The following is a 26,487-nucleotide window of genomic DNA, read 5'->3' on the forward strand; positions in this document are numbered from 1 at the left end:
TGTTATGCCGCAAAATCAACACGTTGTCGCTCTGGATCTGCCCATCCCTGACCTTGAGGCGCTGCCGGAAGAGACCCGGAAGTACTTCCAGATCTGTCAGGACAAGCTCGGGATGATCCCTAACGTACTCACCGCCTACAGCCAGAACCTGGCGCAACTGGAAGGCTTTACCCGCCTGTACAACGAGCTGATGCTGGGTGAAAGCGAACTCAGCAAGCTGGAGCGGGAAATGGTCGCGGTCGTGGTGTCCTCCGAGAACAAGTGCTACTACTGCCTGGTCGCCCATGGCGCCGCGGTGCGTGTTTTGAGCGGCGATCCCACGCTGGGCGAACACATGGTGATGAACTACCGTACCGCCCGGCTCGACACCCGGCAACGGGCCATGCTGGACTTTGCGTCTGCCCTCACCCTTACCCCGGCGACCACCACCGAAAGCCAGATCCAGACCCTGCGGGATGCCGGTCTGAGTGACCGCGCCATCTGGGACCTGAGCAACCTGATCGGTTTTTACAACATGACCAATCGCGTGGCCATTGCCAGCGACATGCAACCCAATCTGGACTACCACAGTCAGAGCCGCTAGCAGGCACCGCTGTCTGCTCGCCCTCAACTACAACAACAATGGAGGCAGGACAATGCACCAGACTCTTCCCAGCTACACCAGCGGCACATCCGAAACACCGCTGCTGGGCATGACCATTGGCGATATGCTCGACCGCACCGCCGCGCAGTTCCCCGACACCGAAGCCCTGGTCGCCCTGCACCAGAACATTCGCTGGACCTACCGGGAATTCGTCGACAAGGTCAACGACGCCGCCCGCGCCTTCATGGCCCTGGGCGTGCAGCAGAATGACCGGGTCGGCATCTGGTCGCCCAACCGTTACGAGTGGACCGTCACCCAGTTTGCCACCGCCAAGGTCGGGGCCATCCTGGTGAACATCAACCCGGCCTACGGCGCCCATGAACTGGATTACGCGCTGAACCTCTCCGGGGTGCGCTTCCTGGTCAGCGCCGACAGTTTCAAGGCCTCCAATTACCGGGAGTTGATCTACCAGTTGGCACCGGAACTGAAAACCAGCCAGCCTGGCCAACTCAAGGCCCAGCGCCTGCCGCAACTCGAAGGCGTGATCAACCTGGACACCGAAAGTCACGATGGCATGTGGACCTGGGCCGAGTTTATCGGCCTCAGTACCCAGGTGTCACAGCAGGATCTTGACCAGCGCCAGAGCGTGCTGCAGTTCGACGACCCGATCAATATTCAGTTCACCTCCGGCACCACCGGGAACCCCAAGGGGGCCACACTCTCCCACCACAACATCCTGAACAACGGCTACTTTGTGGCGGAAAGCCAGAACTTCACCGAGAACGACCGTCTGGTCGTCCCGGTGCCGCTGTATCACTGCTTTGGCATGGTGATGGCTAACCTCGGTTGCGTTACCCATGGTGCCACCATGATCTACCCGGGAGAGGGCTTTGAGCCGCGCTCCGTGCTGGAAGCCGTGCACAGGGAAAAAGCCACCGCCCTGTACGGCGTGCCCACCATGTTCATCGCCGAACTGGCCGACCCCGAATTCGAGCAGTTTGATCTGTCGTCCTTGCGCACCGGCATCATGGCCGGCTCCATCTGCCCGGCGGAGGTGATGAGGCAGGTCAATAGCAAGATGAACATGAAAGAAGTGCAGATTGCCTATGGCATGACCGAGACCAGCCCGGTGTCCACCCAGACCAGTTCCCTCGACCCGTTTGAGAAGCAGGTCACCACCGTGGGCCGAACCCAGCCCCACCTCGAAACCAAGATCGTCGACCCCGTCAACGGCCGTGTGGTGCCCCGGGGTGAGATTGGCGAGCTGTGCACCCGCGGCTACAGCGTGATGCTGAAATACTGGGACAACGACGAAAAAACCCAGGAAGCCATCGACGACGCCGGTTGGATGCACACCGGCGACCTTGCCCAGATGGATGAGGACGGCTACATCCAGATCGTCGGCCGTATCAAGGACATGGTGATTCGTGGCGGGGAGAACATTTATCCGAAGGAAATCGAGGAATTCTTCTACACCCATCCGGCCATTGAGGAAGTCCAGGTCACCGGCATTCCTGACGACAAGTACGGTGAGGAACTGATCGCCTGGGTCAAGTTGCGCCCGGACGCCGACCCGGTCAGTGCGGACGATCTGATTGCCTTCTGTACCGGCCAGATCGCCCACTTCAAAATCCCGAAAAACTACAAGTTCGTGGACGAATTCCCCATGACCGTGACCGGCAAAATCCAGAAATTCAAAATGCGGGAGGTCTCTATCAAGGAAATGGGCCTGAAGAAATAAACCCGCTGAGCAATTGGTTGGCGTTAAAAGTAAAAGGGGCGATTCAGTCGCCCCTTTTTTATTGCCTCATTGCGAATCGGCCTTAAACCCGGACGTTACCGGCAGCCACCAAAGTCGGCCCCCGCAACCGTAGCCGACGCTTCCGCTTCGGAGGGCTCATCAGGGCCCAGAGTGTCAACCCGGCAGGCCCAAGGCCCGCACCGAAGCGGAAGCATCGGCTACAAAAGCCCATTCGACGACAGACGCAGGTGCCCCTGCCGGACATCGCCGTGTTGACCAGTAAAATTTGATGAACTTTTATGTGCCCACGGCTGACACCATCGGTTCATCGAGAACTGACCTCAAAGCCCGAACGTTGCCGGCAGCCACCGAAGTCGGCTACAAAAGCCCATTCCAAGGCAAGGTGTCATCACCACCGCAAGACCACCGCACTCCGAGTACTGAGCTGTCAGCGGTGCGGTCCAACCCAGTCCGTCTGTAACCTAAGGACGGGCGGGCAGGAGTTGTTCAACCTGGCTCAGGATCTGCTGGTCATCCGGGCGCACGCCGCTGTTGAAGGAGGCGACCACGGCGCCATCGGGGGCAATGAGGTATTTGTAAAAGTTCCAGCCCGGTGGCTTGCTTTGCGCATTGATGGCCTGGAACACCGGATTGGCCCCCGAGCCGGTGACCGCAGTGGGGGCGATCATGGTGAAGGTGACGCCGAAGTTTTTGTAACACACGTTGGCGGCCTCGGCTTCGGAATCCGCCCCCTGGCGGAAGTCATCGCTGGCAAAGCCTACCACCACCAGGCCCTGGTCCTGGTACTTGCGGTGCAGCGTTTCCAGCTGTTTGAATTGAGGTGTGAAACCGCAATGGCTGGCGGTGTTGACGACCAGCACCGGCTTGCCGGTCGCAATATCGCAGAGATTCACAGTGTCGGCGGAGTGCAGTTTACGCAACTCAGCGTCGAGAAACGCCGGACACTCGGCGGCCATCAGGGTCGGCGACAGCGCCAGCAAACAGGCGGCAATCAGGGCTCGCATAACAAGGTCTCCATAGTGCATTATCATTAATTACCCAAGTAGTACGATTCATCCGATGAAAAAGTTTCCGGACGGCTGCGGTTATTTCCAACGACTCGTATTGACCCATGACATCACGCCCATTGGATGTCCGTTCCTTGCCGGGAACGGCCGATCTCGACAATCCGTTGTACTATCTCGAAAACTTCGAGACGGTGGTGAGCTGGGTTCACACTCACCACGGCGACTTGCTGTCGGCGGCGGAGCGCGACTGCCTCAAGGCCTTGACCGGGCTCACCCGGCCAGCCCGCGCCCTATTGGTGCGAATGGTCATGCGCTCCGGGGACTGCTTCCGGCTCGACAAGCTCCGCTACCCCGAACTGGGGGCACCGGAGCCCCGGGCGGCGGCCGAGCTGGTGCGCCATGGCTGGCTTGAGGCCGACCCGCTGCTGCCGGCCACCGAGTTGTTGCGACTGTTCACGCTCCGCGAATTGCGCCCGGCCCTGGCGGGTCGGATGGCCACCGCCGGCCTGAAAACGTCCGCCAGCAAAGCCGCACTCCGGACCGCGCTGATGCAGCAGCAACCCAACCCGCTGCCACTCCACCACTGGTCCGCACACCTCGACGCCGAGGTGCTCCGTGTGCGGCATGGCGCCCTGTTTGACCGCCTGCGGCTGATGTTTTTTGGCAACCTGCGCCAGAGCTGGTCCGACTTTGTCCTGGTTGAGCTGGGCCATCACCGCTACGAGCCCGTACCGCTGTCAGCCGAATCCCGGGCCTTTGGTACCCGGGCCGAGGTCGATTGTTACCTCCTGCTGCACGACTGCCGCGAGCGCCTGGACGCCGGGGAAGCCCCGGCGACCGTCTGGCAGGATGCCCCGGAGCGGCTCGACAACCCCTGGCTGGAGACCCGGCGGGCCCGGTTACTGTTTGAACTCGGCAAGCTGGCCGAGCGCGGCGGCGATACCGCCCTGGCTCTGACCGCCTTTGAGCAGAGCGGGCACCGGCAGGCGCGCCTGCGGCAACTGCGATTGCTGGAGCGGCTGAAGGAATACCGGCAGGCCTGGACGCTCGCCCATGAGGCGCTGGGCCTGTACGCCGGGGAAGAACGCGGCCTGGAGCGCATTCTCAAACGGCTGGCCAAAAAACTTGAGCGGCCAGCGCAGCCGGTGCCCGTCCGGCCAGCCATTGAGACGGTCACCCTGACGCTGGCACCGCAACCCGGCCATTCGGTTGAAGGGTCGGCGATGAATCACCTGCACTCCGACGACGCGCCGGTGTTTTACGTGGAAAACACCCTGTTCAATGGCCTGTTCGGCTTGCTGTGCTGGGAGGCCCTGTTTGCACCGCTGCCCGGCGCGTTTTTTCACCCTTTTCATCCGGGGCCGGTGGACCTGTATCGGGAAGACTTCGTCGCCCGCCGTCAGACCCTTTTCGACCGCTGCCTGGCCCGGCTGTCCGATGGCCGTTATCAGCAGCACCTGTGGCAGACCTGGTCCGCCAAACAGGGCATTACCAACCGCTTTGTGATCTGGCCGGTGCTGTCCGAAGACCTGTTGCAGCTCGCCCTGGACTGCATTCCCGCGTCTCACCTGCGGCTGATTTTCGAACGCAAACTGCGCAACCTGCGCGAGTATCGCAGCGGTTTTCCCGACCTGATCCGGTTCCGACCCGGCCAGCCCGACCCTGAGCGCCGCTACGAGATGATTGAGGTCAAAGGCCCGGGCGACCGCCTGCAAGATCACCAGCAACGCTGGCTCGAGTTCTTCATTGCCAACGGCATCAGCGCGTCCGTGTGCCATGTGCGCTGGCAGGTGCCTGACGGATGAGTGGACTGCGCGTTGCCGTGCGTACCCTGTGCGAGTTCGCCGCCCGCAAGGGTGACCTGGATTTGCGCTATACCCCGGCGCCCACTGCCGAGGAAGGGATCGCCGGCCATCAAGCCATCCAGGGCCGCCGGGGTTACGGTTACCAATCCGAATTTGCCCTGTCTGGCCAGTGCGGTGAGCTGACGCTGAGCGGCCGCGCCGACGGCTACGATGCCGGTCGGTACCGACTGGAGGAGATCAAGACCCACCGTGGCGACCTGGCCCGCATCCGGCCCGCACAACGGGCACTGCACCGGGCCCAGCTCCGCGCCTATGGTGCGCTGCTGTGCCGGCAGGAAAATCTGAAGCAGGTGTCCCTGGCGTTGATTTATTACGACGTCGGCAAGGACCGCGAGACGCCGATCATCGAAACCGGCACCGTCGCTGAACTGTGGCAGGAACTCGAGCACCTGTGTGCCGACTTCGTTGGCTGGGCGAAGCAGGAACAGAGCCATCGTGACAACCGGGACCGATCACTGGCCAACCTGCGCTTTCCGTTCCCCGCGTTTCGCCCACAACAACGGGCGCTGGCCGAAACCGTGTACAAAAACGCCAGCCAGCAACAGACCCTGCTACTGGAGGCACCCACCGGGCTGGGCAAGACCCTCGGCACACTGTTCCCGGCATTGATGGCCATGCCCAAGGCCGGGCAAGACCGTCTGTTCTACCTCACCAACCGCAATACCGCCCGGCATCTGGCGGTGGACGCGGTCGAGCGTCTGACCGCCCGCCAGTCCGACCCGCTCGCCCTGCGCACCCTGGAGCTGGTGGCCAAAGACCACGCCTGCGAGCACCGTGACAAAGCCTGCCATGGCGACGACTGCCCCTTGGCCAAGGGTTTTTTTGACCGTCTGCCCGCCGCCCGCGCCGAAGCCGCCAATACCAGGGGCATTCTCACCCAGGCCACCTTGCGCACCATCGCCCTGCGCCACCAGATCTGCCCTTACTTTCTGGCCCAGGAAATGGCCCGCTGGTGCGACGTGATCGTTGCCGACGTCAACCGGATGTTTGACCAATCCGCCCTGCTGCACGCGTTGATCAAACAGAACCAGTGGAAGACCAGCGTGCTCATTGATGAGGCCCACAACCTGATCGATCGCGCCCGGGGCATGTACTCCGTCGAGCTCAGCCAGACCCGGCTGCTGGCGGCGCGGCGGCAGGTGCCCAAAAAGCTGAAACCGGCCCTGGACCGGGTCGCCCGAGGCTGGCAAAAGCTCATCACCGAGCAAACCTCCGGCACACCCACGGACACCGAATCCCGACTGCTGGACCAGATACCTGGCGCCCTTGCCGGCCAACTGAACCTACTGGTGTCGGCGATTACCGACTACCTGACCGACCACCCGCCGGACCTGATGCTGCAGGAGCTGATGTTTGAAAGCCTCGCGTTCACCCGGCTCGCCGATGTGTTCGGGGAACACTCCGTGTGTGAATTTTCCCGACGCGGGCGGGGCCAGGCCTGCCTGACCATCCAGAACCTGATACCGGCGGACTTTCTCAGTGAGCGTTTCGAGGCGGCCGACAGCACGCTGTTGTTTTCCGCTACGCTGTCGCCCGGGCTCTACTACCGCGACTTACTCGGCATGCCTTCTGACACCTGCTTCCGCTCGCTGCCCGGGCCCTTCACAGCGGATCAACTCAGTGTTCACTTCACACCGGACATCAGCACCCGCAAAGCCCACAGGGACGCGTCCCGTGCGCCCATCGCCCAACTGATTGCGCGCCAATACCGCGACCGGCCCGGCAACTACCTGGCGTTCTTCAGCAGCTTCGCCTACCTGCGCGAGGTGGCGGCGGCGCTGGAATCCCTGGCCCCGGACATTCCGCGACGCCGGCAAAACCCGGCCATGTCGGCGGAGGAGCGAACGGCCTTTCTGGACGGATTCCGGGATGAAAACAGTGGCGTAGCGTTTGCGGTACTCGGGGGCGTGTTCAGCGAAGGCATCGACCTGCCCGGCGACCGGCTGATCGGCGCGTTCGTCACCACCCTGGGGCTGCCCCCGTTCGATCACTGGCACGAGGTGCTGCGCCAGCGACTGGAGCGCCGGTTTGGCGAGGGTTACGCCTACACCTATCTGATTCCCGGCATGCAGAAAGTCACACAGGCGGCCGGCCGGGTGATCCGGACACCGGACGATCGGGGCGTGATCTGGCTGATCGATGACCGCTTCCTGCAACCGTCGATTCGCCGTTTGCTGCCGCAGTGGTGGTTCTGAGCTATCAGGGTGTGAGTCAGGAAATCAAAGAGTCACAAGGCAACCAATGCGGAGTGGCGGGGCTGCCGCCACTCCATAGGCTCCTCTCACATAGGCCTTGGCCTGGACGTTTGCCACCAGCCACCGCGACCGCTAGCGAGGCCGGATGTTCTGATTCACCCGGAACAAATTCTCCGGGTCGTACTTCTGCTTCAACTCCACCAGCCGTTTGTAGGCCGGGCCATAGGCAAACTCCACCCGTTCCTGCTCGTCCTGGGTCAGAAAGTTGATGTAGGCGCCGGCACTGGCGTAGGGTTTGGCGGCCTCAAAGAACTCTCGCGCCCACTGGCGACAGTGGTCGTCTTGGTCCGGGGTTTCCCAACGACCGTGCACATTCATCACGTAATTCGCATCCCGACTGGAATAGGCCATGGCATCCGACGCAACCCGCCCCGTCTGGCCTCCGATGGAGCCCACAAAGATTTCACAGTGGGGCGACGGCAGCTTGCCCGCGTACTTGATCAGCACCCCAATCACATCGTCCGAGAGCGTCACAAAGTTATGGGATTTCCAGTAATTCCGGGCGCCCTCAACCAACAGCGGGTCAAAGGCCTGCTGCCAGGCGGTAAAAGGCTGCACCCCGACATGCTCACCGTGGGCCTCGCCAAACGAACGCAAAGGCTCAATCAGCTTTTCCCCGACTTCCGGGTCGCCGACGTAACAGATCGCCAGGACGACCACCGGCTCGCCATGAACCGACTCCGGCAGGAAGGGCAACGGCGGCGCTCGCCGGGCAACCATCCACACATTGAGCTCATCCGGCATGGTTTCCGTGAAGCGTGCGAACTGGGTCATCACCGATTTGGCCTGGGCGAATGGAAACACCATCAACCCGCTCAACAACTCAGGCCCGACCGGATGCAGTTGAAATTCAAACCGCGTAACAATGCCAAAATTACCGCCGCCACCCCGCAACGCCCAGAACAAATCCGGGTGTTCTTCCTCGCTGGCATGGAGCAACTGGCCGTCAGCGGTCACAACCTCCGCCGATAACAGGTTATCAACGGTCATACCGAATTTTCGACTCAGCCATCCGAACCCTCCACCCAGGGTCAAACCCGCAACGCCGGTGGTTGAATTGATCCCCAGGGGTGTCGCCAACCCATGCTCCTGGGCGGCCGCATCGAAATCCGCCAGCGTACAGCCGGGACCAACCTTTGCCCTTTTCCGCTCGGTATCAATACGAATGTCTTTCATCTGCGAGAGATCGATCATCAAGCCGTCGTCGCACACTGCATTGCCGGCGATGTTGTGACCGCCACCCTTGACCGACAACAGCATGTGATTTTTGCGGGCAAAGCTTACCGCGGCAATCACATCATCCACAGACTGGCATTGCGCAATGAATGCGGGTTTGCGATCAATCATCGCATTCCAGATCTGACGCGCCTCGTCATAACCCGCGTCATCAGGTTGCAGCACAGGACAATTTACTTGTGCTTTGAATACTTCCATTGTTTCACTGTTTAAAGGAACCATACCCACCTCCGTGTACTTGCCTGCCGTCAGGCCCGGCTGACTCCTTCCAGGCCATTGCACCAGACCTGCCTGATTCAAACAGCGTTCTCAGGACATGGGCCGGATATTAGAAATCTTACTCTCTTTTTTTTCATTGCAACCGCCAAGACTCAATTAATTGTCGTTAAATGGGTCGAGGGGCAGGCTCACAAGGCTTTATTGGCGCAGTCCAAGTGGAGTCACTGGTGAAAGGTGCTAGATTGTTGTAGCGGACCACCGCATGCGGGCAGAAGGCAAAACCTGAAGGACGGTGGGTCCACACCTTGACCCGCCTGAATCTCATAACAACACAGGGAAAAACAACATGGCATTGCTGGTAGCAGGACTTTTACTGTTTCTGGGTGTTCATTCCATCTCGATTATCAACGAGCCGCTGCGGAACCGGCTGGCGGCTGCCATGGGTGATGTTGCCTTCAAGGGTGTCTACTCGCTGATCGCCCTGGCCGGGCTGGTACTGATTGTGTCGGGCTACGGCAGTGCGCGCCTGGATCCGACGCTGATTTACCAACCCCCGGGCTGGTTACGCCACCTGGCCCTGCTCCTGCTGCTACCGGTTTTTCCGTTGTTCTTTGCCACGTATTTTCCCGGCAAAATCAGCGCAACGTTAAAGCACCCCACCCTGGTCGCAGTCAAACTCTGGGCTCTGGCGCATTTGCTGGCCAATGGCATGCTGCATGACCTGGTGCTGTTCGGTGCCTTCCTGGCCTGGGCGGTAGCCGACCGGATATCAATAAAGCGCCGAGTCCCGCGCAAAATCCACGCCTTTCCTGCCCGAGCAACCAACGACGTCATCGCCATCGTCGGCGGTCTCGCGGTGTATGTGCTCACGGTGCTGTGGCTGCATCAGTGGTTGATTGGCGTATCGCCGGTTTGACCGAACAACACCCCACACACGGGCCTGACTGAGGCACCGTGTGTGGGGCCCGGCACGGTCCAGGTGTATTCCCATTGGCCTTGCCTCGGGCGGGTCTTCTGCCGTTCTCTGGCGGCGATCCGGTGCCAGAAAATCGCTGGCACTGGACTGCAACTGCGGTGTCACTAGGCCGGATCGGCCGCTCGCTCTTCGCGCAGCTTGTCGCGGACATTCATCAGCACTTTGCCATAGGTATTCTCGCCCCGGCGATCACGGCCGCAGCCCCAGAAATAATCGTAGTTGCTGTTTTCCACAATGGGCTGATCCCCGGTGGCCAGCAGGGCATTGGCGAAATCCGGGTGAGTCCGGCATCGGACGTACACCGCCCGGGTCATTACCGTTTCGCGAACCTGTTTCCAGTCGCGCCGGAAGCTCTTATGGCGCTTACGCCCCAGCTTTCGGGCCTGGCGCGGAGACTCGGCCTGGCGCACCTGCTCCTGTCTCGGTGAATCTCCAAATTTCATCCCCTGAAAGTAATGCTCGACCGTGGGCCAGGTCTTACCTTCCAGGTCAAATGCGTAAGGTGCAAACGTGCCCAGAGGGCTGTCTACATCCTCACGGGAGGTAAACAGGGAATGTTCGTCATTGTCGGAGGGAAAGAGTGCCATCGTGTCCATTTGCCGATTCAAAAGGTGCATTGCATCCAGCCAGACAAACGCGAGGGTGCGGACCATTGCTGCCGCCCCTAGGCGTTTTGTGGCTACCCACTAACAGGCCAGTTTTACATGCCTACCTCGGAGTTTTCCACATCAACCGCTGAATCACACCCCCAAATTAGCGAACACAGTCACTGGCCGCCACCACCAACGGCCACTGAACGTCACGCAGGGCTGCACTTCCGGTGCACAGGCCAATACCCGGCCTCGTATTCTCACTTTGGACGCGAGATGGATGAGCCGCGCAAACTCGCGGTTTGCAGATGATCAACACTGCGTCGGTCCGCACTTCGCCCCGACATTGGAACGGCGGAAATGTCGACTTTATTTACATTAAGTGTAAATCACTCAGGAAAAATCAATAAATTTGTTCATATAGACAGCAACCTATGACAATGGCCCAGCTATTGCCTTGGGAAATGTTGAACTGCTCAGAGCCTGCAAATTACCGCATGAATTTTGAGACCAGACAGACCAAAGAAAAAAGTACACTGGAGTGCCTGAGATGAAGAAAACATTGCTTTCCCTTTGCGCCCTTGCCTTGATGGGCGCCAGTTCACTGTCCCACGGCTATATTTTGAACGACAACACGGATGTTGGTGACCTCGACGTGGTGCTGTCCATCACCTCTACGCTCGTAAACTCCAGCCCGATAACAGAAACAACCTGGGTGAACTCGGTGCTGGGGGGAAACTTGCAGTACGCTGTAAAAGACGAGAGTGTGAATCTGCTGGCCACAGATGTCGCCGACGTTTTCGCGTTTTCACTGAGTGAAAAGCCCGAATACTACCTGGTCAAGAACGCCAAAGCCTGGGCGCTGATGTCTAACACCGCCAGCCAGGACTGGGGCGTCTTCCTGTTATCCGATCTTGCACCCTTGTTCGACAAAAACAGCGACAACAGCCTTGATGGCTGGACGATCAGTCACGTGACTCAATTCGATAGCCAGCTCCCGCCACCGCCCGTTGACGTGCCGGAACCCAATTCCAGCATGATGTTGGCCGGAGGCTTGCTCGGCCTTTACCTTCTGCGCCGCCGCTTACGCAAGCAAACGGCGGCTTGACCATCCGGTTCTGACGCGAGCCCATCAAGCCGGCAGCCTTGCTGCCGGCTTTTTAATCCGTATTTCTCTGGCCAGCTAGCTTGCTGACCGTCAACGCCCTCTGTTTTCCGTCATCGCGTCACACGTTTCCGCTCGAACGGGTACCAACGCGCAACATCACGGCGCTGATGGCGCCAACAGGCACTGTAAAATAATCCGACATCGGTCGGCTCTTACACTAAGGACGGGCCTAAAGGGTGGAAGCAAATCGTACCGACCGGGCAGTTTGTCAGGTGCAGGCCGCGGCATCACGTGTGGCCTTTGCCTCTTTCAAAATCGTCATCCCACCGCGAATCACAATGGCCGCAATGATGGCCCCCAGAATCAGATCCGGGAAACGGCTATCAAAGACAGCGACAAGCACACCCGACACAATGATCCCAAGATTGGCGATGACATCATTGGTTGAAAAAATCCAGGACGCGCGCATATGCACCTCGCCCTCTTTGTGTTTGGACAGTAGAACCAGACAGGTAATATTCGCCAACAGAGCGACCGCCCCCACTAGCACAATGACGGTACTCAGGGGCTCGCTGCCAAACATCAATCGCCGAATCACTTCAAAAAGCACACCCAGCCCCAGGATGATCTGAAGGACGCCGCTCACCTGGGCCGCCCTCGCTTTGCGCAAGACGCCTTTGCCGACGGCGTAGAGTGAGAGGCCGTAGACGGTGGCGTCCGCCAGCATATCCAGCGAGTCCGCAATCAGGCCCGCAGACTGAGCCAGCCAGCCGAATATCAATTCAGCAACAAACATGCATCCGTTTATGGCGAGAAGAATCATCAGTGTCTTCTTCTCCAATGTATCGGCCTGCTCCGTGCCGCAACCACACTCTGCCATTGTCACTCCAACCGTTACCAGGGGCCTGACGTTCAACGCCGTGGCGCACGCGCGCAGGGTGTCCGGAGCCCGGACATTAATGCGGTGGCACCAACACAAAGTTGCCGAGGTGCGCTTTTTTCAGAAATTCCTCCTGGGCGACGGCGATGTCTTGAAGTTTGAACGTTTTCGCGACCAGCGGACGGATTTCTCCGTTTTCAATGTATCGGATCAGATTCGCAAAGACCGGTTCGTCCCACGCCGTGCAACCAATGAGGGTTAGGTCCTTCAGGTAAAAGTCACGCATATCCATTGTAGTGATCGGCCCCGCAATCGCTCCGGAAGACGCATAACGGCCGCCCGGCGCCATCACCTTCAACAACTGCCCGAATTGTTCGCCCGCGACATTGTCGATAACAACATCCACGCAGAGTTTCCGGGTATCATCGCTCAGGTCTGCGCCCCTGGGGATCACCTCATCGGCACCCAGGTGACGAATCGCATCGAGCTTACTGGCACCGGCGACAGCGGTCACATGTGCGCCCCTGCGCTTCGCCAGTTGCACAACGGCCGAGCCAACGCCACCAGAGGCGCCGGTCACCAAAACACGGTCGGAGGCACTGACGCCGGCCCGGTGCAACATGTTTTCCGCCGTGCCATAGGCACAAGGAATGGTCGCAAGTTCGGTGCTGCTCCAGTCGCAATCGACTTCAAATACCTCGCTTGCGGGGACTTTGACGTATTGGGCGAAGGCCCCGTCGAAATCCGATGCCATCCAGATATTATCCAGTGACGCAAACCCCTTGGGGCGCATACAGGCCCTGACCAGCACCCGTTTGCCCACCTCAGGCTGTGTCACACCATCGCCCCAGGCGACAACCTCGCCACAGCAATCGGTGCCCTGAATCAGGGGAAACGGCGTGGCGCCGTTCCAGCCACCATCGTCAACATCCGCCGCCTCAGAGGAGTCGGAACGTTGCTCCGTGCCGCCCTCAACCGACGAGGAATACCAGCCGATCCGTGTGTTGATTTCGGTGTTGTTGACGCCGGCACCCAGCACCTTAAGCAACACTTCACCGGGCCCTGGCACCGGGACCGGCACGTCGATATAGCGCAGCATGTCATAACCGCCGTTGCCGACCGTCACGACCGCCTTCATGACCGACTGCTCCGGCGACCCGTCAAACCGGTCCGGCGCAGGTTGTTGTAAATAACTCAAATCAGGCATGGTATCTCCAGATTACGGGGCGGTAGACAAACCTTCAGGCCTTTATGAGATGATATCCCTACTTAAAACCTGGGTATGTTTTCGATGACACTGACTACCGATTTTAAGGATAGGCGCAATCTTTAAGCTGCTTATTGACCAAGTCCGTGTCGATAAGCCTTCGACCTATCTCTACGACCTCCACGCCTGAATTAAGCCGAGCCGCTTGGTGGCTTCGACTCGAATGAATTGTTAGGCAGCGGACCGGCTAGGGGCCAACCATCAGGATATAGAAAACCAGTATTGCCAAGATGAGCCAGCAGGACCAGTACAGCCATCTTTCCCAATGAGTTGGCATGCTCCCCGCGGCCCGCTCCAGACGATGCCGGTAATACATCGCTGTTGCATGCATCGCGAGACCCCCGAACAAGAGAAGAAGCTTGAACGGCTCCAGCCAGGATTGGAGGAACAGAGCGATTCCGCCGGTGGCAAGGCAGGCGCCGATGAGCGACAGCAGCTCCGCATTCTTCAGTCGATTGCGAGCATCTTTCATGCACCACCTAATACATTGAATAATATTGCAATTTTTATCGGCAGCGCAAATTTGGTCGGCTTAACTCTCAAGTTAGGCATCGCTATGCCAACCCAGGGGGCCACGCTTCATGTTGTGGAAGAGTGTCCGTAATCTGGTACCAAGGCGCCTTTGAGCCAACAAAAATGTGCTCCCGTGGTATTGCGCCCGGGTCACCGTCAACAGTTCCTATAACTACTTCACCAACGACACCGGAGTGCGCGCTAGCCAGTGTGGATCCGCATCTCTCGCAGAACAGGCGCGTATTTCCGGGAGACGTTTCATAATTCTGAATGAGTGTCTCGCCGGACGTCCAATGGAAGGTTCCAGGATTAAGAATTCCCCACGTCGCGAAGGCAGCCCCATTGGACTTCCTGCACATGGAACAGTGGCAATTGCCAAGGAACTGGAATGCCGCAGTGATTTCGTATGTGACAGCCCCGCAAAGGCAGCTTCCCTTTATCGTCATGTAACAAACCTCCGATAAAGCGATTGAGGGGCCTGACGAATGATAGGGCGTATCCCTGCTTCCACGGCCTTGATGTGCCACATTATGGCGTTGCCTGACCGCAGGGATTGTCCATGTCGCCAACATTCAGCGGCGGCCTTTGCGCAGCGAAAAAAGGCGTTCGGTGGAGGGCCGCCAGGCCCGGGACGAACTGGGACTCACTATTAAGCATTATCTCCAGACCACACGTTAATGCCAATCGGTTTGAATTTGCCGACGGCCAGAGTGTTACGCTCGTGTCGCGCTTTAATCCACTGGGGTAATCCACTGGGGTCAGATTGATTTCAATTTAAACATACTGGTCTGAACTAAATCGATCGAATCCCTACAGTGGGGTCTTACCTTTTACCCCCACCAAAAGCCTGATCGTAAAACGCACAACCCCGCATGTCCAAGGATGACCGGCCTACGACGTACCTTGCCCCATTGATACCTGGGTTCCATTCAAAGCGATCCGCCAAAGGCAACGGAGTGATACAAACTTGTCGGTATCACTCCGCCAGTTCAACACGGCAGGTACAACGCCTTAAAGCTCCTTGGCCTGTCCCCGCAGCACAAATTTCTGGATCTTGCCGGTGGAGGTTTTGGGCAAGTCGCCAAAGACGATGGTTTTGGGGGCTTTGAACTTGGCCATTCGCGCCCGGCAGAACTGGATGATGTCATCGGCACTGGTGTCGGGCGCATCCGGTTTCAGGGTGACGAAGGCGCAGGGTGTTTCGCCCCACTTGTCGTCCGGGCGCGCCACCACGGCGGCTTCGAGTACGGCAGGGTGATGGTACAGCACGCCTTCCACTTCAATGGTGGAGATGTTCTCGCCGCCGGAGATGATGATGTCTTTCAGGCGGTCTTTGATCTCGGCGTAGCCGTCGGGATGCCAGACAGCCAGGTCACCGGTGTGGAACCAGCCGCCCCGCAGGGCCTCGGCGGTGGCCTTGGGGTTTTTCAGGTAGCCCTTCATCACGGTGTTGCCGCGCAGGAAGATTTCGCCGATGGTCTCGCCGTCTTTGGGGACGGGCTCCATGGTCTCGGAGTCGCCCACCATCATGCCGGCCAGGGTGTGGTAGCGCACGCCTTGCCGGGCCTTGATGGCGGCCCGTTCCTGCACGGGCAGATCGTCCCATTCGGATTTCCAGGCGCACACAGTGACCGGACCGTACACTTCGGTCAGGCCGTACACGTGAGTCACGTAGATGCCCATTTCCTCAATGGCCTCGATCACTTTGGCCGGGGGCGCAGCACCGGCGGTCATCGCGCGGACCGGGTTGTTGATGCCGGCCTTGGCGAACTCGGAGGCCCCCAACAGCGTGTTCAGCACGATGGGCGCGCCGCACATGTGGGTAACGTCGTGGTCGTGTATCAGTTCCAGGATTTTCTCCGGCTCCACTTTGCGCAGGCACACGTGGGTACCGGCAAACGCTGTGATGGTCCAGGGAAAGCACCAGCCATTGCAGTGGAACATGGGCAGGGTCCACAGGTACACCGGATGCTGGCCCATGGACCAGACCGCCTGGTTGCCCAGGGCATTCTCGTAGGCACCGCGATGATGGTACACCACGCCTTTCGGATTGCCGGTGGTGCCGGAGGTGTAACACAGGGAGATTGCCTGCCATTCGTCGGTCGGCATCTGCCAGTCAAACGCCGGATCGCCGGCGTTCAGGAACGTCTCGTAGTCCAGTTCGCTGACTGCGGTGGCACCGCCAAACTCCGGGTCGTCCACGTCGATCACCAGCGGCGGATTGTCCAGCAGGCTAACGGCTTCATGGATTACGCCGGCGAATTCCCGGTCGGCAATCAGCACTTTGGCTTCGCCGTGTTCCAGCATGAACGCAATGGTTTTGGCGTCCAGCCGTGTATTCAGGGCGTTGAGGACCGCACCGAGCATGGGCACGCCGAAGTGACACTCCAGCATTTCGGGAATGTTGGGCAGCATGGCGGCGACGGTATCGCCTTTGCCCACGCCCCGCTCAGCCAGGGCCGAGGCCAGGCGACAGCAGCGCTGGTAGGTTTCGTCCCAGGTACGACGCACGTCGCCGTGAATGACGGCTGGATATTCCGGGTACACACTGGCGGTGCGGGCAATGAAGTCTAATGGGGACAGCGGGGCGAAGTTGGCGGCGACGGGCTCAAGCCCTTCGTCAAAGATTGAGGTCATGCTGATCTCCTGAAGGCGTTGTTATTAGATGCCGTGCGACCTGAGGAAGCGCTGTTTGTTTTCAATACGGCTGTTGATAACACCAGAGTAGCGACAGTTGGATCGTACGCCAAGTAGACAAACGGCCGATCGCCGCAGTCATGAAAAAGGACTGCGGCGGTGGCTTGGAGGGTCCAGGAAGTCCGGGGATCAGCTCAGATTTTTGCGCATGAATTTCTGAACCTCTCCGATGATGCCGGAGCGGAACGCAATCACGGTGAGCACGAAGATGGCGCCGAGGATGGCATCCACCCAGTCACCCAGAGGGCCCTGGGACAGCTGATATTCCAGGTTCACCACAAAGGTGGCGCCGACCACCGGGCCCAGCAAAGTGCCGGTGCCGCCGATCAGGGTCATCAGGATAACCTCGCCGGACAGGTGCCAGTGAGCGTCGTTGAGGGACGCCAGTTGGAACACCACGGTTTTCAGCGAGCCCGCCAGACCTGCAAGACCGGACGACATCACAAAGGCCAGCAGCTTGTACTGATTGACGTTGTAACCCAGCGAGATCGCCCGGGGCTCGTTCTGTTTGATGGCCTTGAGCACCTGCCCGAAGGGTGAGCTGACAACCCGCTGCACCAACAGGTACGAGGCCAGGAACACCGCCAGTACGAAGTAGTACATGTTCATGTTGTCACTCAGGTCAATGAACCCAAACAGATAGCCACGGGGAACGCCGTGCAGGCCGTCTTCACCTCCGGTGAACTCCGATTGCACAAAGAAGAAGAACATCAGTTGCGCCAGCGCCAGGGTGATCATCGCAAAGTAGATACCCTGACGGCGGATCGCCACCACCGCGAAGCCCAGCCCCAGCAAAGTCGCGACGGCGGTGCCGGCGAGAATGCCCATTTCGGTGGTCAGGCCCGAGTAGTTCGACAGCAGATAGCCGGTGGTGTAGGCACCGCTGGCCAGAAACGCCGCATGGCCGAACGACAACAGGCCGGTATAGCCCAGCAGCAGGTTAAACGCCACCGCAAACAGGGCAAAGCACAGAATCTTCATCAGGAACACGGGGTACAGCACCGCTGGCGCCACCAACAACAATGCGAGCAGCACCAGGTTGAGAATCTGTTTTTTCCGGTGCTCGGATTTCTGCTGCGCGAGCATGGTTTTCTGGATGTCGGCATGTTGTGCAGACTCGCTCATGATTACGCCTCCTTACCAAACAGGCCCGAGGGGCGAATTAACAACACGACGACCATGACCAGGAAAATGACCGCAGACGATGCCTGTGGGTAGAAGGTTTTGGTCAGACCTTCGACCACGCCCATCAGGATGCCGGTAATGATGGCGCCGGCAATGGAGCCCATGCCACCGATCACCACCACCGCGAACACCACAATCAATATGTGGGAACCCATACCGGGCGTGACGGAGTAGATCGGCGCTGCCAACACTCCGGCAAAGGCCGCCAGCATGACCCCGAACCCGTATGTCAGGCTGACCAGCAGGGGCACGTTAATGCCAAACCCCTGCAGCAATTGGGAATCTTCCGTACCGGCCCGCAAGTAGGCGCCGAGCTTGGTTTTCTCGATCATGAACCAGGTGCCAAAGCACACCAGCAGCGCCATCACGATGACCCAGGCGCGGTAGTACGGCAGGAACATAAAGCCCAGGTTCATGCCGCCTTTGAATACATCAGGCATGGAGTATCGCAAACCGGACACCCCATAAATGTTAGTGAGAATGCCCTGAATCATCAGCGCAACGCCGAAGGTCAGTAGCAGACTGTAGATATGATCCTGGCCGCCAATCCGGCGCAGCAGGAAGTATTCGATCGCCATGCCCAGGCAGCCCACCAACACCGGGGCCACGAACAACGCCACCCAGTAGTTGACGCCCAACGTATCGAACAGGATGACCGTTGCCATCGCGCCCAGCATGTACATGGCGCCGTGGGCAAAATTGATAATTTTGAGCAGGCCGAAAATCACCGCCAGCCCAAGGCTCAACAAGGCGTAAAAGGCGCCGTTAATCACCCCGAGCAACAACTGGCCAGACAGCACAGCCAAGGGAACACCCAGAATCATGGACATGTTACGAACTCCAAAAGCAGCGCAGACGCGGCAACGGGCGTGTGCGCCTGCGGTTTCCTATGGCCGCCCCTCCGGGAATTCGGGGCGGCCAGTCGGTCAGGCCATTACTTGCCAGTCACGAGCGGGCATTTGCTCTCGGACAACGGACGATAGGCCTCGTCAGCCGGGATGGTGCGGAGAATCTTGTACAGGTCCCACTCACCCTTGGACTCTTCCGGTGTCTTCACTTCGGCCAGGTACATGTCATGCACCATGCGACCGTCTTCACGGATGCGGCCGTTGGAGGTAAACATGTCATTGATGGGCGTAGCCATCATCTGCTTGCGCACGGTTTGCGCGTCGTCGGACCCGGTCGCCTTGATCGCATTCAGGTACTGTATGGTGCTGGAATAGACACCCGCATGAATCATGGTTGGGCGTACACCCGTTTTCTCCATGAAACGATCAGACCAGGCACGGGTTTCGTCGTTCATGTCCCAGTACCAGCCGGTGGTGAGCTGGATACCCTGGGCTGCTTCGACACCCAGTGCGTGAACATCGGCCAGGAACAGCAACAGTGCCGCCAGGGTCTGGCCAGACTGGGTCAGGCCGAATTCGCCCGCGGTGTTGATGGCGTTGGTGGTGTCGGCACCGGCGTTGGCCAGCGCGACCACGTCGGCCCCGGACCCTTGGGCCTGCAGGATGAAGGACGAGAAGTCCGGTGTCGGGAACGGATGACGCAGGGTCTGGATGACCTCACCGCCATTGGCTTCCACCACGCGGGTTACGTCGCCTTCCAGGGCGTGGCCGAAGGCGTAGTCCGCGGTCAGGATAAACCAGGTTTTGCCGCCCTCTTTGACCACGGCACTGGCGGTACCGTTGGCCAGCGGATAGGTGTCATACACATAGTGGATATGATTGGGTGTGCAGTGCTCGTTGGTAATGCTGGAAGCAGCGGAGCCCGAGACGATGCCCAGCTTGTCTTTTTCTTCCAGGATGTCGCTCACTGCAATCGAAACCGAGGATGCCACCAGGCCGGCCACCAGATCGACGTCTTCGTTTTCAACCCAGCGGCGCACGGTGGCAGAAGCCACATCCGGGCTGTTACGGTCGTCGCTGCTGACGATCTCGATTTTCGAGCCCGCCACTGTGCCGCCAAAATCGGCGACGGCCATTTCCAGCGCTATCAGGCCATTCGGGCCAGCCAGGTCACGGTAGGTTCCGGACATGTCGGCCAGGTAACCAATTTTGACGGTATCACCTGAGATGTCGGCTTGGGCGCCGGCTACCATCAGGGTTGATGCAATCGCTGAGGTCAGAAGCTTTTTCATAATTGTCATTGTTGTATCTCCGCTACTGTCAGTGCTTTGGTTGTTGTCGATTGTTTAAAAGCTGTCTTTTACGGTTCCTGTTGTTGTTGGCAGTGTCGTTTCGTGTTGTCCCTGTTGCTATCTGCGGGACACTAGACGCCCAGATAGTTGTTCAGCATGGCTTGCTTGGCTTCAAGCTCCCCGGCGCTGATTTCCTCCGCAATCAGGCCGTGTTCCATCACGTAGTGACGGTCGGCCAAGGGGGCGGCGAAATGGAAATTCTGTTCCACCAAAATGATGGTCAGGCCTTTCTCTTTCAGCTTGATCAGCACCTCCGCCAGTTTTTCAACAATAACCGGCGCCAGGCCTTCGGTGATCTCATCCAGCAACAGCATGTTGGCCCCGGTGCGCAGGATGCGGGCCATGGCCAGCATTTGCTGCTCCCCTCCTGACAGCTTAGTGCCCATGCTGAGCCGGCGCTCGTAGAGGTTGGGGAACATGTTGTAAATTTCTTCCAGCGCCATGCCGCCGCTGCGCACTACCGGCGGCAAGGTCAGGTTTTCCTGAACGTTGAGCTCGGAAAATATGCCGCGGTGTTCGGGACAGTACCCGACGCCCAGACGGGCAATGTGGTGAGGCGGGCACGACATGGTTTCCTCACCGTTGATCATGATGGAGCCGGTACGGCGGCCCACCATGTTCATGATGGCCTTGAGGGTGGTGCTGCGCCCGGCGCCGTTGCGCCCCAGCAGGGTGACCAGCTCGCCGCGGTTAACCACCAGGTCAATGCCATGAAGGATGTGGGACTCGCCATAAAATGCGTGCAACCCGGATACCCGCAGCTGTTCGTATTCCTTTTGCGGCGCCTGGCTCATTCGGAGGCCTCCTGGTTCTCTGGTGCACTGGCTGATGGGCTGTTTGAAGACTTGCCCATGTAGACTTCCCGCACCTTCGGATCGTTGGAGACTTTTTCGTAGTCGCCCTCGGTCAGCACTGAGCCCTGAGACAGCACCGTGATGCGGTCACACAGCTTACTCACCACGCCGAGGTTGTGTTCCACCATCAATACCGTGCGGCCCTGGGCTGCCTTGCGCACCAGTTCCACCACCCGGTCGACGTCTTCGGCACCCATGCCCTGGGTAGGCTCGTCAAGCAACAGCAGTTTGGGCTCCATGGCGAGCGTGGTGGCCAGTTCCAGCGCCCGCTTGCGGCCGTAGGCCAGCTCGACGGTGGTGGTGTTGGCAAATTCGGTCAACCCGACCTGGTCCAACAGGGCCATGCTGCGCTCATTCAACGCGTTCAGGCTGTTGCCGGATTTCCAGAAGTGAAAGGAGTGCCCCTCAAAACGCTGCAGCGCCACACGGATGTTCTCCAGTGCGGTCATGTGCGGGAACACCGCCGAAATCTGAAACGAGCGCACCACCCCTTTGCGGGCGATAGCGGCGGATTTCATGGAGGTGATGTCGTCACCCATGAACAGGATCTTGCCCCGGGTAGGAATCAGGAATTTGGTGAGCAGATTGAAGACCGTGGTCTTGCCCGCACCATTGGGTCCGATCAGAGCATGGATATGACCGCTCTGAACCTTCAGGTTAACGTCGTCGACAGCCACAAAGCCTTTGAACTCTTTGACAAGGCCCCGGGTCTCCAGAACAAACTGGTCACTCATGTGCCATATACCTTTCGTTTTTGTTGTAATACTCATCTAATGCTGCGACAGATTAGATTGACGTATACGTAAGCGTCAAACAAAACCTTCACCTTTTCGACCGTTCACTATGAGCAAAAAGTCGTAGATGAGCGCCAACACCCGCTCTGGCTGCTCCAGATGCGGGGCATGACCCGTGCCTTCGATAAAAGCCGCCCGGGCATTCGGCCCGATACCATCAACGATGTCAGTGACCTGTTCCGGCACCCCGTATTCGTCGTCTTCACCTTGCATAATCAGGGCCGGGCAGTCGATGACGTCCATCCAGTGAGAGAAATCAAGCCATTGCTGGAAGCCCTCATCGAGCCAGATGCCGTGCCACGCCCGAAACAGCTCATCGGTGCGCTCGCCATGATGGCGCTGTAGTTTTTCCCGCAGGCCTTTGTCATAGCGCGCCATCATCGCCCGAATACCGGACTCCGTGAGGTGATCGGCCCAGGTGTGCGCCGCGATGGTCACCAGCCCACGGGCCCGGGAGCCGAGGGCGCCGGCGGCCACCAGGGCAATGGAGCCGCCGTCACTGTGACCGATCAGCACCACTTCGTTAATGCCCAGCGCGTCCAGCAACCGGGGCAGCCAGATTGCGCCCTCGTCTTCCTGGTAACGGTAAGGCCGCGGCAACACCTCGTCGGTGGAGGCACCATAGCCCTGGCGTTCATACACCAGCACATCAAGGCCGGTACGTTCCGCAAGCTGGGCCGGGAAACGCTTCCACAAGGCAATGTTGCCCAGTGACTCGTGCAGGAACACCACCGTCGGGCCACGGCTGGCCGGGTGACAGATCCGCTGCGCCTGAAACACCACGCCATCGCCCAACGGCACGGCAAGATCGAGAACGTTCAAGACCTCACCTTGGCCTGGGTATGGCATAGGTAATGGTGGCCTGCGCCACGGGATCGGCCATGCCAACCGAATGCACCAGTACTTCGCCAACGCCCATCGTTCTGCCCACCCGCAACAACGTCGCCCTGGCCGTGATGTCGGTGTGGGCGACAGGCTTGCGGAGAAAGTTAATATTGAGATTGCTGGTAACCGCCAACGGCACCAGACCGATCCGGCTGAGCAGCGCGGCATACAGTGCCACGTCGGCAAGCCCCATCATTGCAGGGCCCGATACGGTGCCGCCCGGTCGCAGGTGTTCTTCCGTCACCTCCAACACCATTTCGGCCCAGCCATCACCCAGACTCTGCAGGGTGCCGTAGCGCTCACCCTGGGGGAACTGCTCGGCCAGAAACGCCCGCAACTCGTCTACCGTTACCGTCATTGCGCAATTTCGTCTTTGGCCTGCTTGCGTAGAACGAAGCGTTGAATCTTGCCGCTCGGTGTTTTCGGCAGTTGCTCAACAAATTCGATTTCCCGCGGGTAGGCGTGGGTCGACAGCCGACGGCGAACCAGCGTCTGCAGCTCCTCCTTCAAGGCGTTCTCATCCACCGGCTCCTGACCGGAGCGAATCACTACATAGGCCTTGATGATGGAGCCACGCTTCTCGTCGGGTTTGGCGACCACACCGGATTCGGCCACCGCACTGTGTTCCAGCAAGGTACTCTCCACATCCGCAGGCCCAACCCGGTAGCCGGCCGTGGTGATGATGTCATCGTCGCGACCACTGAAAGAGAAGCTGCCATCGCCATGACAGATGGCCATGTCGCCGGTGAGGTAATAGCCGTTCACAAACGGGTCTTTCTCCCCCCAGGTGTAGCCGTCAAAATGGAACAGCGGCGACGCTTTTACGTCCACCGCCAACTGGCCCACTTCGCCCTGACCCACCTCTTCGTTCTGCTCGTTCAACGCAACGACACGGTGGCCGGGTGAGGAGTAACCCATGGCTCCCTGGCGCTTCAGGTGTGACAGGCCGTGGAAATTGCAGCAGGTCATGCCGGTTTCGGTCTGACCGTAGTGGTCCAGCACCGGGCAATGGTGGCGGCGCTCAACCCAGTTGGTCACCTCCGGGTTCAGCGGCTCACCGGCACTGCTGGCGACCCGCAAGCCAAGCACTTCGCCTTCCGGCAACACGTCATCGTTGGCTTTCAACAGGCGGTACGCGGTCGGTGCCGCCGCCAGATTGGTGATCTTGTACTTGCGGATCATGTTGTAAGTGCTCTCCGGGGTGAACGCGCCCGGATTAAAGTGCGTGGCGTGGCCCATCATCAGCGGGCCAATCACCGCGTAATACAGACCATAAGCCCAACCCGGGTCGGCCACGTTCCAGAACACGTCGTCGTCCCGCAGGTCGATGGCGTACTTCATATACACGTAAAACGCCAGCAGAGCCTTGGCCGGCACCGCAACGCCTTTGGCCTTGCCCACGGTGCCGGAGGTAAACATCTGCAGGAACGGGTCGGCGCCGGTAATCATCACTGGTTCAAACTGATCCGACTGCTGCGCCAGCACGGCCTTGAAATCGGACACATCGCTGCCGGTGTCGGCGGCGTCAACACACAGCGCCGGCGGGCAGCTGGCTACCTCATCCAGCTTGGGGAAATTGGTGGCGTCGGTGACGACCAGGCGGGTGCTGGCGCGTTCGAGGCGGTATTCGATCGCACCGGAACCAAACGCCGTGAACAGGGGTTGATAGACCGCACCGGCGCGCAACGTGCCGGCGATCACGATCAGCAATTCCGGGCCCCGGGGCAGCAAACCGGCAACGCGATGGCCTTTGCCAATACCCTGGGAGGCCAGATAGTTGGCAAAGCGCGCGGCGGCGGCCTGCAGTTCAGCAAAGGTCAGCTTACCGGCGCCGCCATCAGGTTTCTCCCAGTACAGAGCCACCCGCGCAGGGTCGGCCGCCCATTTGTCACAGATCTCGGTACAGACGTTCAGACCGGTGCTCAGGCGCCCCTCCAGAATGTCGGCTTCCAGGGCAGCGGGATCGAAGTTGTCGTAGACGGATGTGTATTCCGGGAGGCTCATGTCCGATTCCTTTTATTGTTGTGATTCAGATTGCATGCTCAATGTGTATCACAGGGTCTTGTTTACGTAAAGGTAAACTTTAGGGGTAACGCCCGCGCCCAAAACCCTGGCGCAACGCCGTTAAAACCGACCGCAAGACCTGTGTCAGAAAGGCCCTGCGGAAAACACCGGCCCGGCAGGCGGTCGCCATTGCTGACACGACCGTGTTCGTCTGCCTGTGGCACTGTGGCGGCCCTTCCAGGGAGTTTAGCACCAATTTTTTTACCCTGTCCCCCAGCCTCATTTTACGTTAACGTAATGCCCCAGTTTGGCCCCACCGGGATTCACATCAGGTTCCGGCAGGTTGGCTATACTGAAACCAACGATACCCCCACAAGGGGTATTTTGTTCCTCAGGCCATTACCCCAGGAAGAGGATTATGTCGACAACAACAAAGTCCGGCGTTAGCCATACGCCGAAATTTACCGACGGTGCGGAGTTCCGGATTCCCACCTTTAAGATGCTCAAGCAGGACGGCAAGCTCTACAAGGGCGTAAAAGAGCCGGACCTTGATCGCGAAAAGGCCTTGCGCATCTACCGGGCAATGATTACCACCCGGGTACTCGATGAACGCATGCTGGCCGCCCAGCGCCAGGGCCGTTTGAGCTTTTACATGCAATGCACCGGGGAGGAAGCTGCCGTCATCGGCAGTACCGCCGCCCTGGACGACGCCGATATGATCATGGCGCAATACCGTGAGCAGGGCGCCCTCGCCTATCGCGGCTTTACCATCGACGAGTTCATGAACCAGCTGTTCGGCAACGAACTGGACTACGGCAAGGGTCGCCAGATGCCGATCCACTATGGTTCCAGCAAGCTCAACTACATGACCATTTCGTCACCGCTCGCCACCCAGATACCCCAGGCCACCGGCTATGCCTATGGCCAGAAACTGGCCGGCGACGGCCACTGCACCATTGTCTATTTTGGCGAAGGCGCGGCTTCGGAGGGCGATTTCCACGCCGCCCTGAATATGGCCACCGTGCATCGGGTGCCGGTCATCTTCCTGTGCCGCAATAACGGCTACGCGATTTCCACCCCCGCGACCGAACAATTCGCCGCCGACGGTGTCGCCCCCCGCGCCTATGGCTACAAAATGGATGTGATCCGGGTCGACGGCAACGACATTCTGGCCGTCCACGAAGCCACCCGCGCGGCCCGCCGCATGGCGGTGGAAGAAAACCGCCCGGTGCTGATCGAGGCCATGAGCTACCGGCTGGCGGCGCATTCTTCATCGGACGACCCCTCGGGCTATCGCAGCAAGGACGAAGAAGCGGTCTGGCGCGAAAAAGACCCGATTCTGCGCATGCGGCATTGGCTGGAACACCGCCAGTGGTGGAGCGAAGACGAGGAGAAGCACCTGCAGGAAACCTTGCGCCGCGAGGTGCTGGAGACCATGAAGCGCGCCGAAAAGCGTCCACCGCCGCCACTGGAAAGCCTGGTCACCGATGTTTACGACACCGTGCCGCCGGCGCTGCAGGCGCAGTTCGAAAAACTGAAGGTGCATATCCGCAAGTACCCGGAGGCGTACCCCAAGAGCGCCAGCCACGCCAAGGGAGGGTCATGAC

The 26,487-nt window shown here is 59.4% G+C and carries 23 protein-coding genes; 7 read left to right on the forward strand and 16 right to left on the reverse strand.

Translation table 11 applies throughout. From position 1 onward, the window contains the following. Window positions 1-4 precede the first annotated feature (4 nt). A complete protein-coding gene (locus GRX64_RS12200) occupies window positions 5-583 on the forward strand; it encodes a peroxidase-related enzyme (RefSeq protein WP_166267579.1) in 579 nt (192 codons plus the stop codon). A 52-nt stretch (window positions 584-635) separates the two neighbouring features. Then, window positions 636-2,324 carry an AMP-binding protein gene (locus GRX64_RS12205; protein ID WP_166267581.1) on the forward strand — a complete coding sequence of 563 codons (1,689 nt, stop codon included), beginning with the start codon at window positions 636-638 and terminating at the stop codon, window positions 2,322-2,324. Between the two features lie 482 nt (window positions 2,325-2,806). Here GRX64_RS12205 and GRX64_RS12210 read toward each other — a convergent pair whose 3' ends face one another. After that, entirely contained in the window at window positions 2,807-3,349 is a 543-nt protein-coding gene (locus GRX64_RS12210) for a glutathione peroxidase (RefSeq protein WP_166267583.1), read from the reverse strand. Between the two features lie 107 nt (window positions 3,350-3,456). Between GRX64_RS12210 and GRX64_RS12215 the strand changes: the two genes are divergently transcribed. Continuing rightward, complete coding sequence (locus tag GRX64_RS12215) at window positions 3,457-5,157, forward strand: VRR-NUC domain-containing protein (protein WP_166267585.1); 1,701 nt, start codon at window positions 3,457-3,459, stop codon at window positions 5,155-5,157. Further along, complete coding sequence (locus tag GRX64_RS12220; RefSeq protein WP_235937656.1) at window positions 5,154-7,412, forward strand: ATP-dependent DNA helicase; 2,259 nt, start codon at window positions 5,154-5,156, stop codon at window positions 7,410-7,412. The genes GRX64_RS12215 and GRX64_RS12220 overlap by 4 nt, the downstream gene beginning before the upstream one ends. A 132-nt stretch (window positions 7,413-7,544) precedes the next feature. Here the strand turns inward: GRX64_RS12220 and GRX64_RS12225 are convergent, their stop codons facing one another. Then, the gene (locus GRX64_RS12225; protein WP_166267587.1) at window positions 7,545-8,930 is read right to left on the reverse strand and encodes an FAD-binding oxidoreductase; all 1,386 of its coding nucleotides are present in this window, start codon (window positions 8,928-8,930) and stop codon (window positions 7,545-7,547) included. Between the two features lie 343 nt (window positions 8,931-9,273). On the opposite strand from GRX64_RS12225, the gene GRX64_RS12230 reads away from it, so the two are divergent. Beyond that, window positions 9,274-9,843 carry an NnrU family protein gene (locus GRX64_RS12230; RefSeq protein ID WP_166267589.1) on the forward strand — a complete coding sequence of 190 codons (570 nt, stop codon included), beginning with the start codon at window positions 9,274-9,276 and terminating at the stop codon, window positions 9,841-9,843. A gap of 164 nt (window positions 9,844-10,007) precedes the next feature. Here the strand turns inward: GRX64_RS12230 and ybiA are convergent, their stop codons facing one another. Beyond that, the gene (gene ybiA / locus GRX64_RS12235; RefSeq protein WP_235937657.1) at window positions 10,008-10,556 is read right to left on the reverse strand and encodes a riboflavin biosynthesis intermediates N-glycosidase; all 549 of its coding nucleotides are present in this window, start codon (window positions 10,554-10,556) and stop codon (window positions 10,008-10,010) included. A 487-nt stretch (window positions 10,557-11,043) separates the two neighbouring features. On the opposite strand from ybiA, the gene GRX64_RS12240 reads away from it, so the two are divergent. Then, window positions 11,044-11,601 carry a PEP-CTERM sorting domain-containing protein gene (locus GRX64_RS12240; protein ID WP_166267591.1) on the forward strand — a complete coding sequence of 186 codons (558 nt, stop codon included), beginning with the start codon at window positions 11,044-11,046 and terminating at the stop codon, window positions 11,599-11,601. A gap of 268 nt (window positions 11,602-11,869) precedes the next feature. Here GRX64_RS12240 and GRX64_RS12245 read toward each other — a convergent pair whose 3' ends face one another. The 13 genes from GRX64_RS12245 to GRX64_RS12305 all read right to left on the reverse strand — a co-directional run bounded on the left by GRX64_RS12245 (window position 11,870) and on the right by GRX64_RS12305 (window position 24,880). Next, window positions 11,870-12,481: a cation efflux transmembrane domain-containing protein gene (locus tag GRX64_RS12245; RefSeq protein ID WP_166267593.1), complete on the reverse strand. Its 612-nt coding sequence runs from the start codon at window positions 12,479-12,481 to the stop codon at window positions 11,870-11,872. A 76-nt stretch (window positions 12,482-12,557) separates the two neighbouring features. Further along, window positions 12,558-13,688, reverse strand: a complete 1,131-nt coding sequence (locus GRX64_RS12250; protein WP_235937658.1) for an alcohol dehydrogenase family protein — start codon at window positions 13,686-13,688, stop codon at window positions 12,558-12,560. Between the two features lie 247 nt (window positions 13,689-13,935). After that, window positions 13,936-14,220, reverse strand: a complete 285-nt coding sequence (locus GRX64_RS12255; RefSeq protein WP_166267595.1) for a hypothetical protein — start codon at window positions 14,218-14,220, stop codon at window positions 13,936-13,938. An 82-nt stretch (window positions 14,221-14,302) separates the two neighbouring features. Beyond that, window positions 14,303-14,833 (reverse strand): GFA family protein, encoded by a 531-nt coding sequence (locus GRX64_RS12260; protein ID WP_345790078.1) that lies wholly within the window; start codon window positions 14,831-14,833, stop codon window positions 14,303-14,305. Between the two features lie 439 nt (window positions 14,834-15,272). Next, the gene (locus tag GRX64_RS12265; protein ID WP_166267599.1) at window positions 15,273-16,898 is read right to left on the reverse strand and encodes an acyl-CoA synthetase; all 1,626 of its coding nucleotides are present in this window, start codon (window positions 16,896-16,898) and stop codon (window positions 15,273-15,275) included. 189 nt (window positions 16,899-17,087) lie between these two features. After that, window positions 17,088-18,044 (reverse strand): branched-chain amino acid ABC transporter permease, encoded by a 957-nt coding sequence (locus tag GRX64_RS12270; protein WP_427901658.1) that lies wholly within the window; start codon window positions 18,042-18,044, stop codon window positions 17,088-17,090. Window positions 18,045-18,085: 41 nt separating this feature from the next. Then, window positions 18,086-18,973, reverse strand: a complete 888-nt coding sequence (locus GRX64_RS12275; RefSeq protein WP_166267603.1) for a branched-chain amino acid ABC transporter permease — start codon at window positions 18,971-18,973, stop codon at window positions 18,086-18,088. 104 nt (window positions 18,974-19,077) lie between these two features. Next, window positions 19,078-20,292 carry an ABC transporter substrate-binding protein gene (locus GRX64_RS12280; RefSeq protein ID WP_166267605.1) on the reverse strand — a complete coding sequence of 405 codons (1,215 nt, stop codon included), beginning with the start codon at window positions 20,290-20,292 and terminating at the stop codon, window positions 19,078-19,080. Window positions 20,293-20,414: 122 nt separating this feature from the next. After that, complete coding sequence (locus GRX64_RS12285; RefSeq protein ID WP_166267607.1) at window positions 20,415-21,137, reverse strand: ABC transporter ATP-binding protein; 723 nt, start codon at window positions 21,135-21,137, stop codon at window positions 20,415-20,417. Beyond that, window positions 21,134-21,931: an ABC transporter ATP-binding protein gene (locus tag GRX64_RS12290; protein ID WP_166267609.1), complete on the reverse strand. Its 798-nt coding sequence runs from the start codon at window positions 21,929-21,931 to the stop codon at window positions 21,134-21,136. The genes GRX64_RS12285 and GRX64_RS12290 overlap by 4 nt, the downstream gene beginning before the upstream one ends. 75 nt (window positions 21,932-22,006) lie before the next feature. Further along, entirely contained in the window at window positions 22,007-22,813 is an 807-nt protein-coding gene (locus GRX64_RS12295) for an alpha/beta fold hydrolase (RefSeq protein ID WP_166267611.1), read from the reverse strand. A gap of 4 nt (window positions 22,814-22,817) precedes the next feature. Then, window positions 22,818-23,234 (reverse strand): PaaI family thioesterase, encoded by a 417-nt coding sequence (locus GRX64_RS12300; RefSeq protein ID WP_166267613.1) that lies wholly within the window; start codon window positions 23,232-23,234, stop codon window positions 22,818-22,820. Continuing rightward, window positions 23,231-24,880 carry an AMP-binding protein gene (locus tag GRX64_RS12305; protein ID WP_166267615.1) on the reverse strand — a complete coding sequence of 550 codons (1,650 nt, stop codon included), beginning with the start codon at window positions 24,878-24,880 and terminating at the stop codon, window positions 23,231-23,233. The genes GRX64_RS12300 and GRX64_RS12305 overlap by 4 nt, the downstream gene beginning before the upstream one ends. 418 nt (window positions 24,881-25,298) lie before the next feature. Between GRX64_RS12305 and GRX64_RS12310 the strand changes: the two genes are divergently transcribed. Further along, entirely contained in the window at window positions 25,299-26,486 is a 1,188-nt protein-coding gene (locus tag GRX64_RS12310) for a thiamine pyrophosphate-dependent dehydrogenase E1 component subunit alpha (RefSeq protein WP_166267617.1), read from the forward strand. The last annotated feature ends 1 nt before the right edge of the window (window position 26,487 follow it).

The sequence above is a fragment of the Marinobacter caseinilyticus genome, assembly GCF_011074955.1.
GTDB lineage: Bacteria > Pseudomonadota > Gammaproteobacteria > Pseudomonadales > Oleiphilaceae > Marinobacter > Marinobacter caseinilyticus.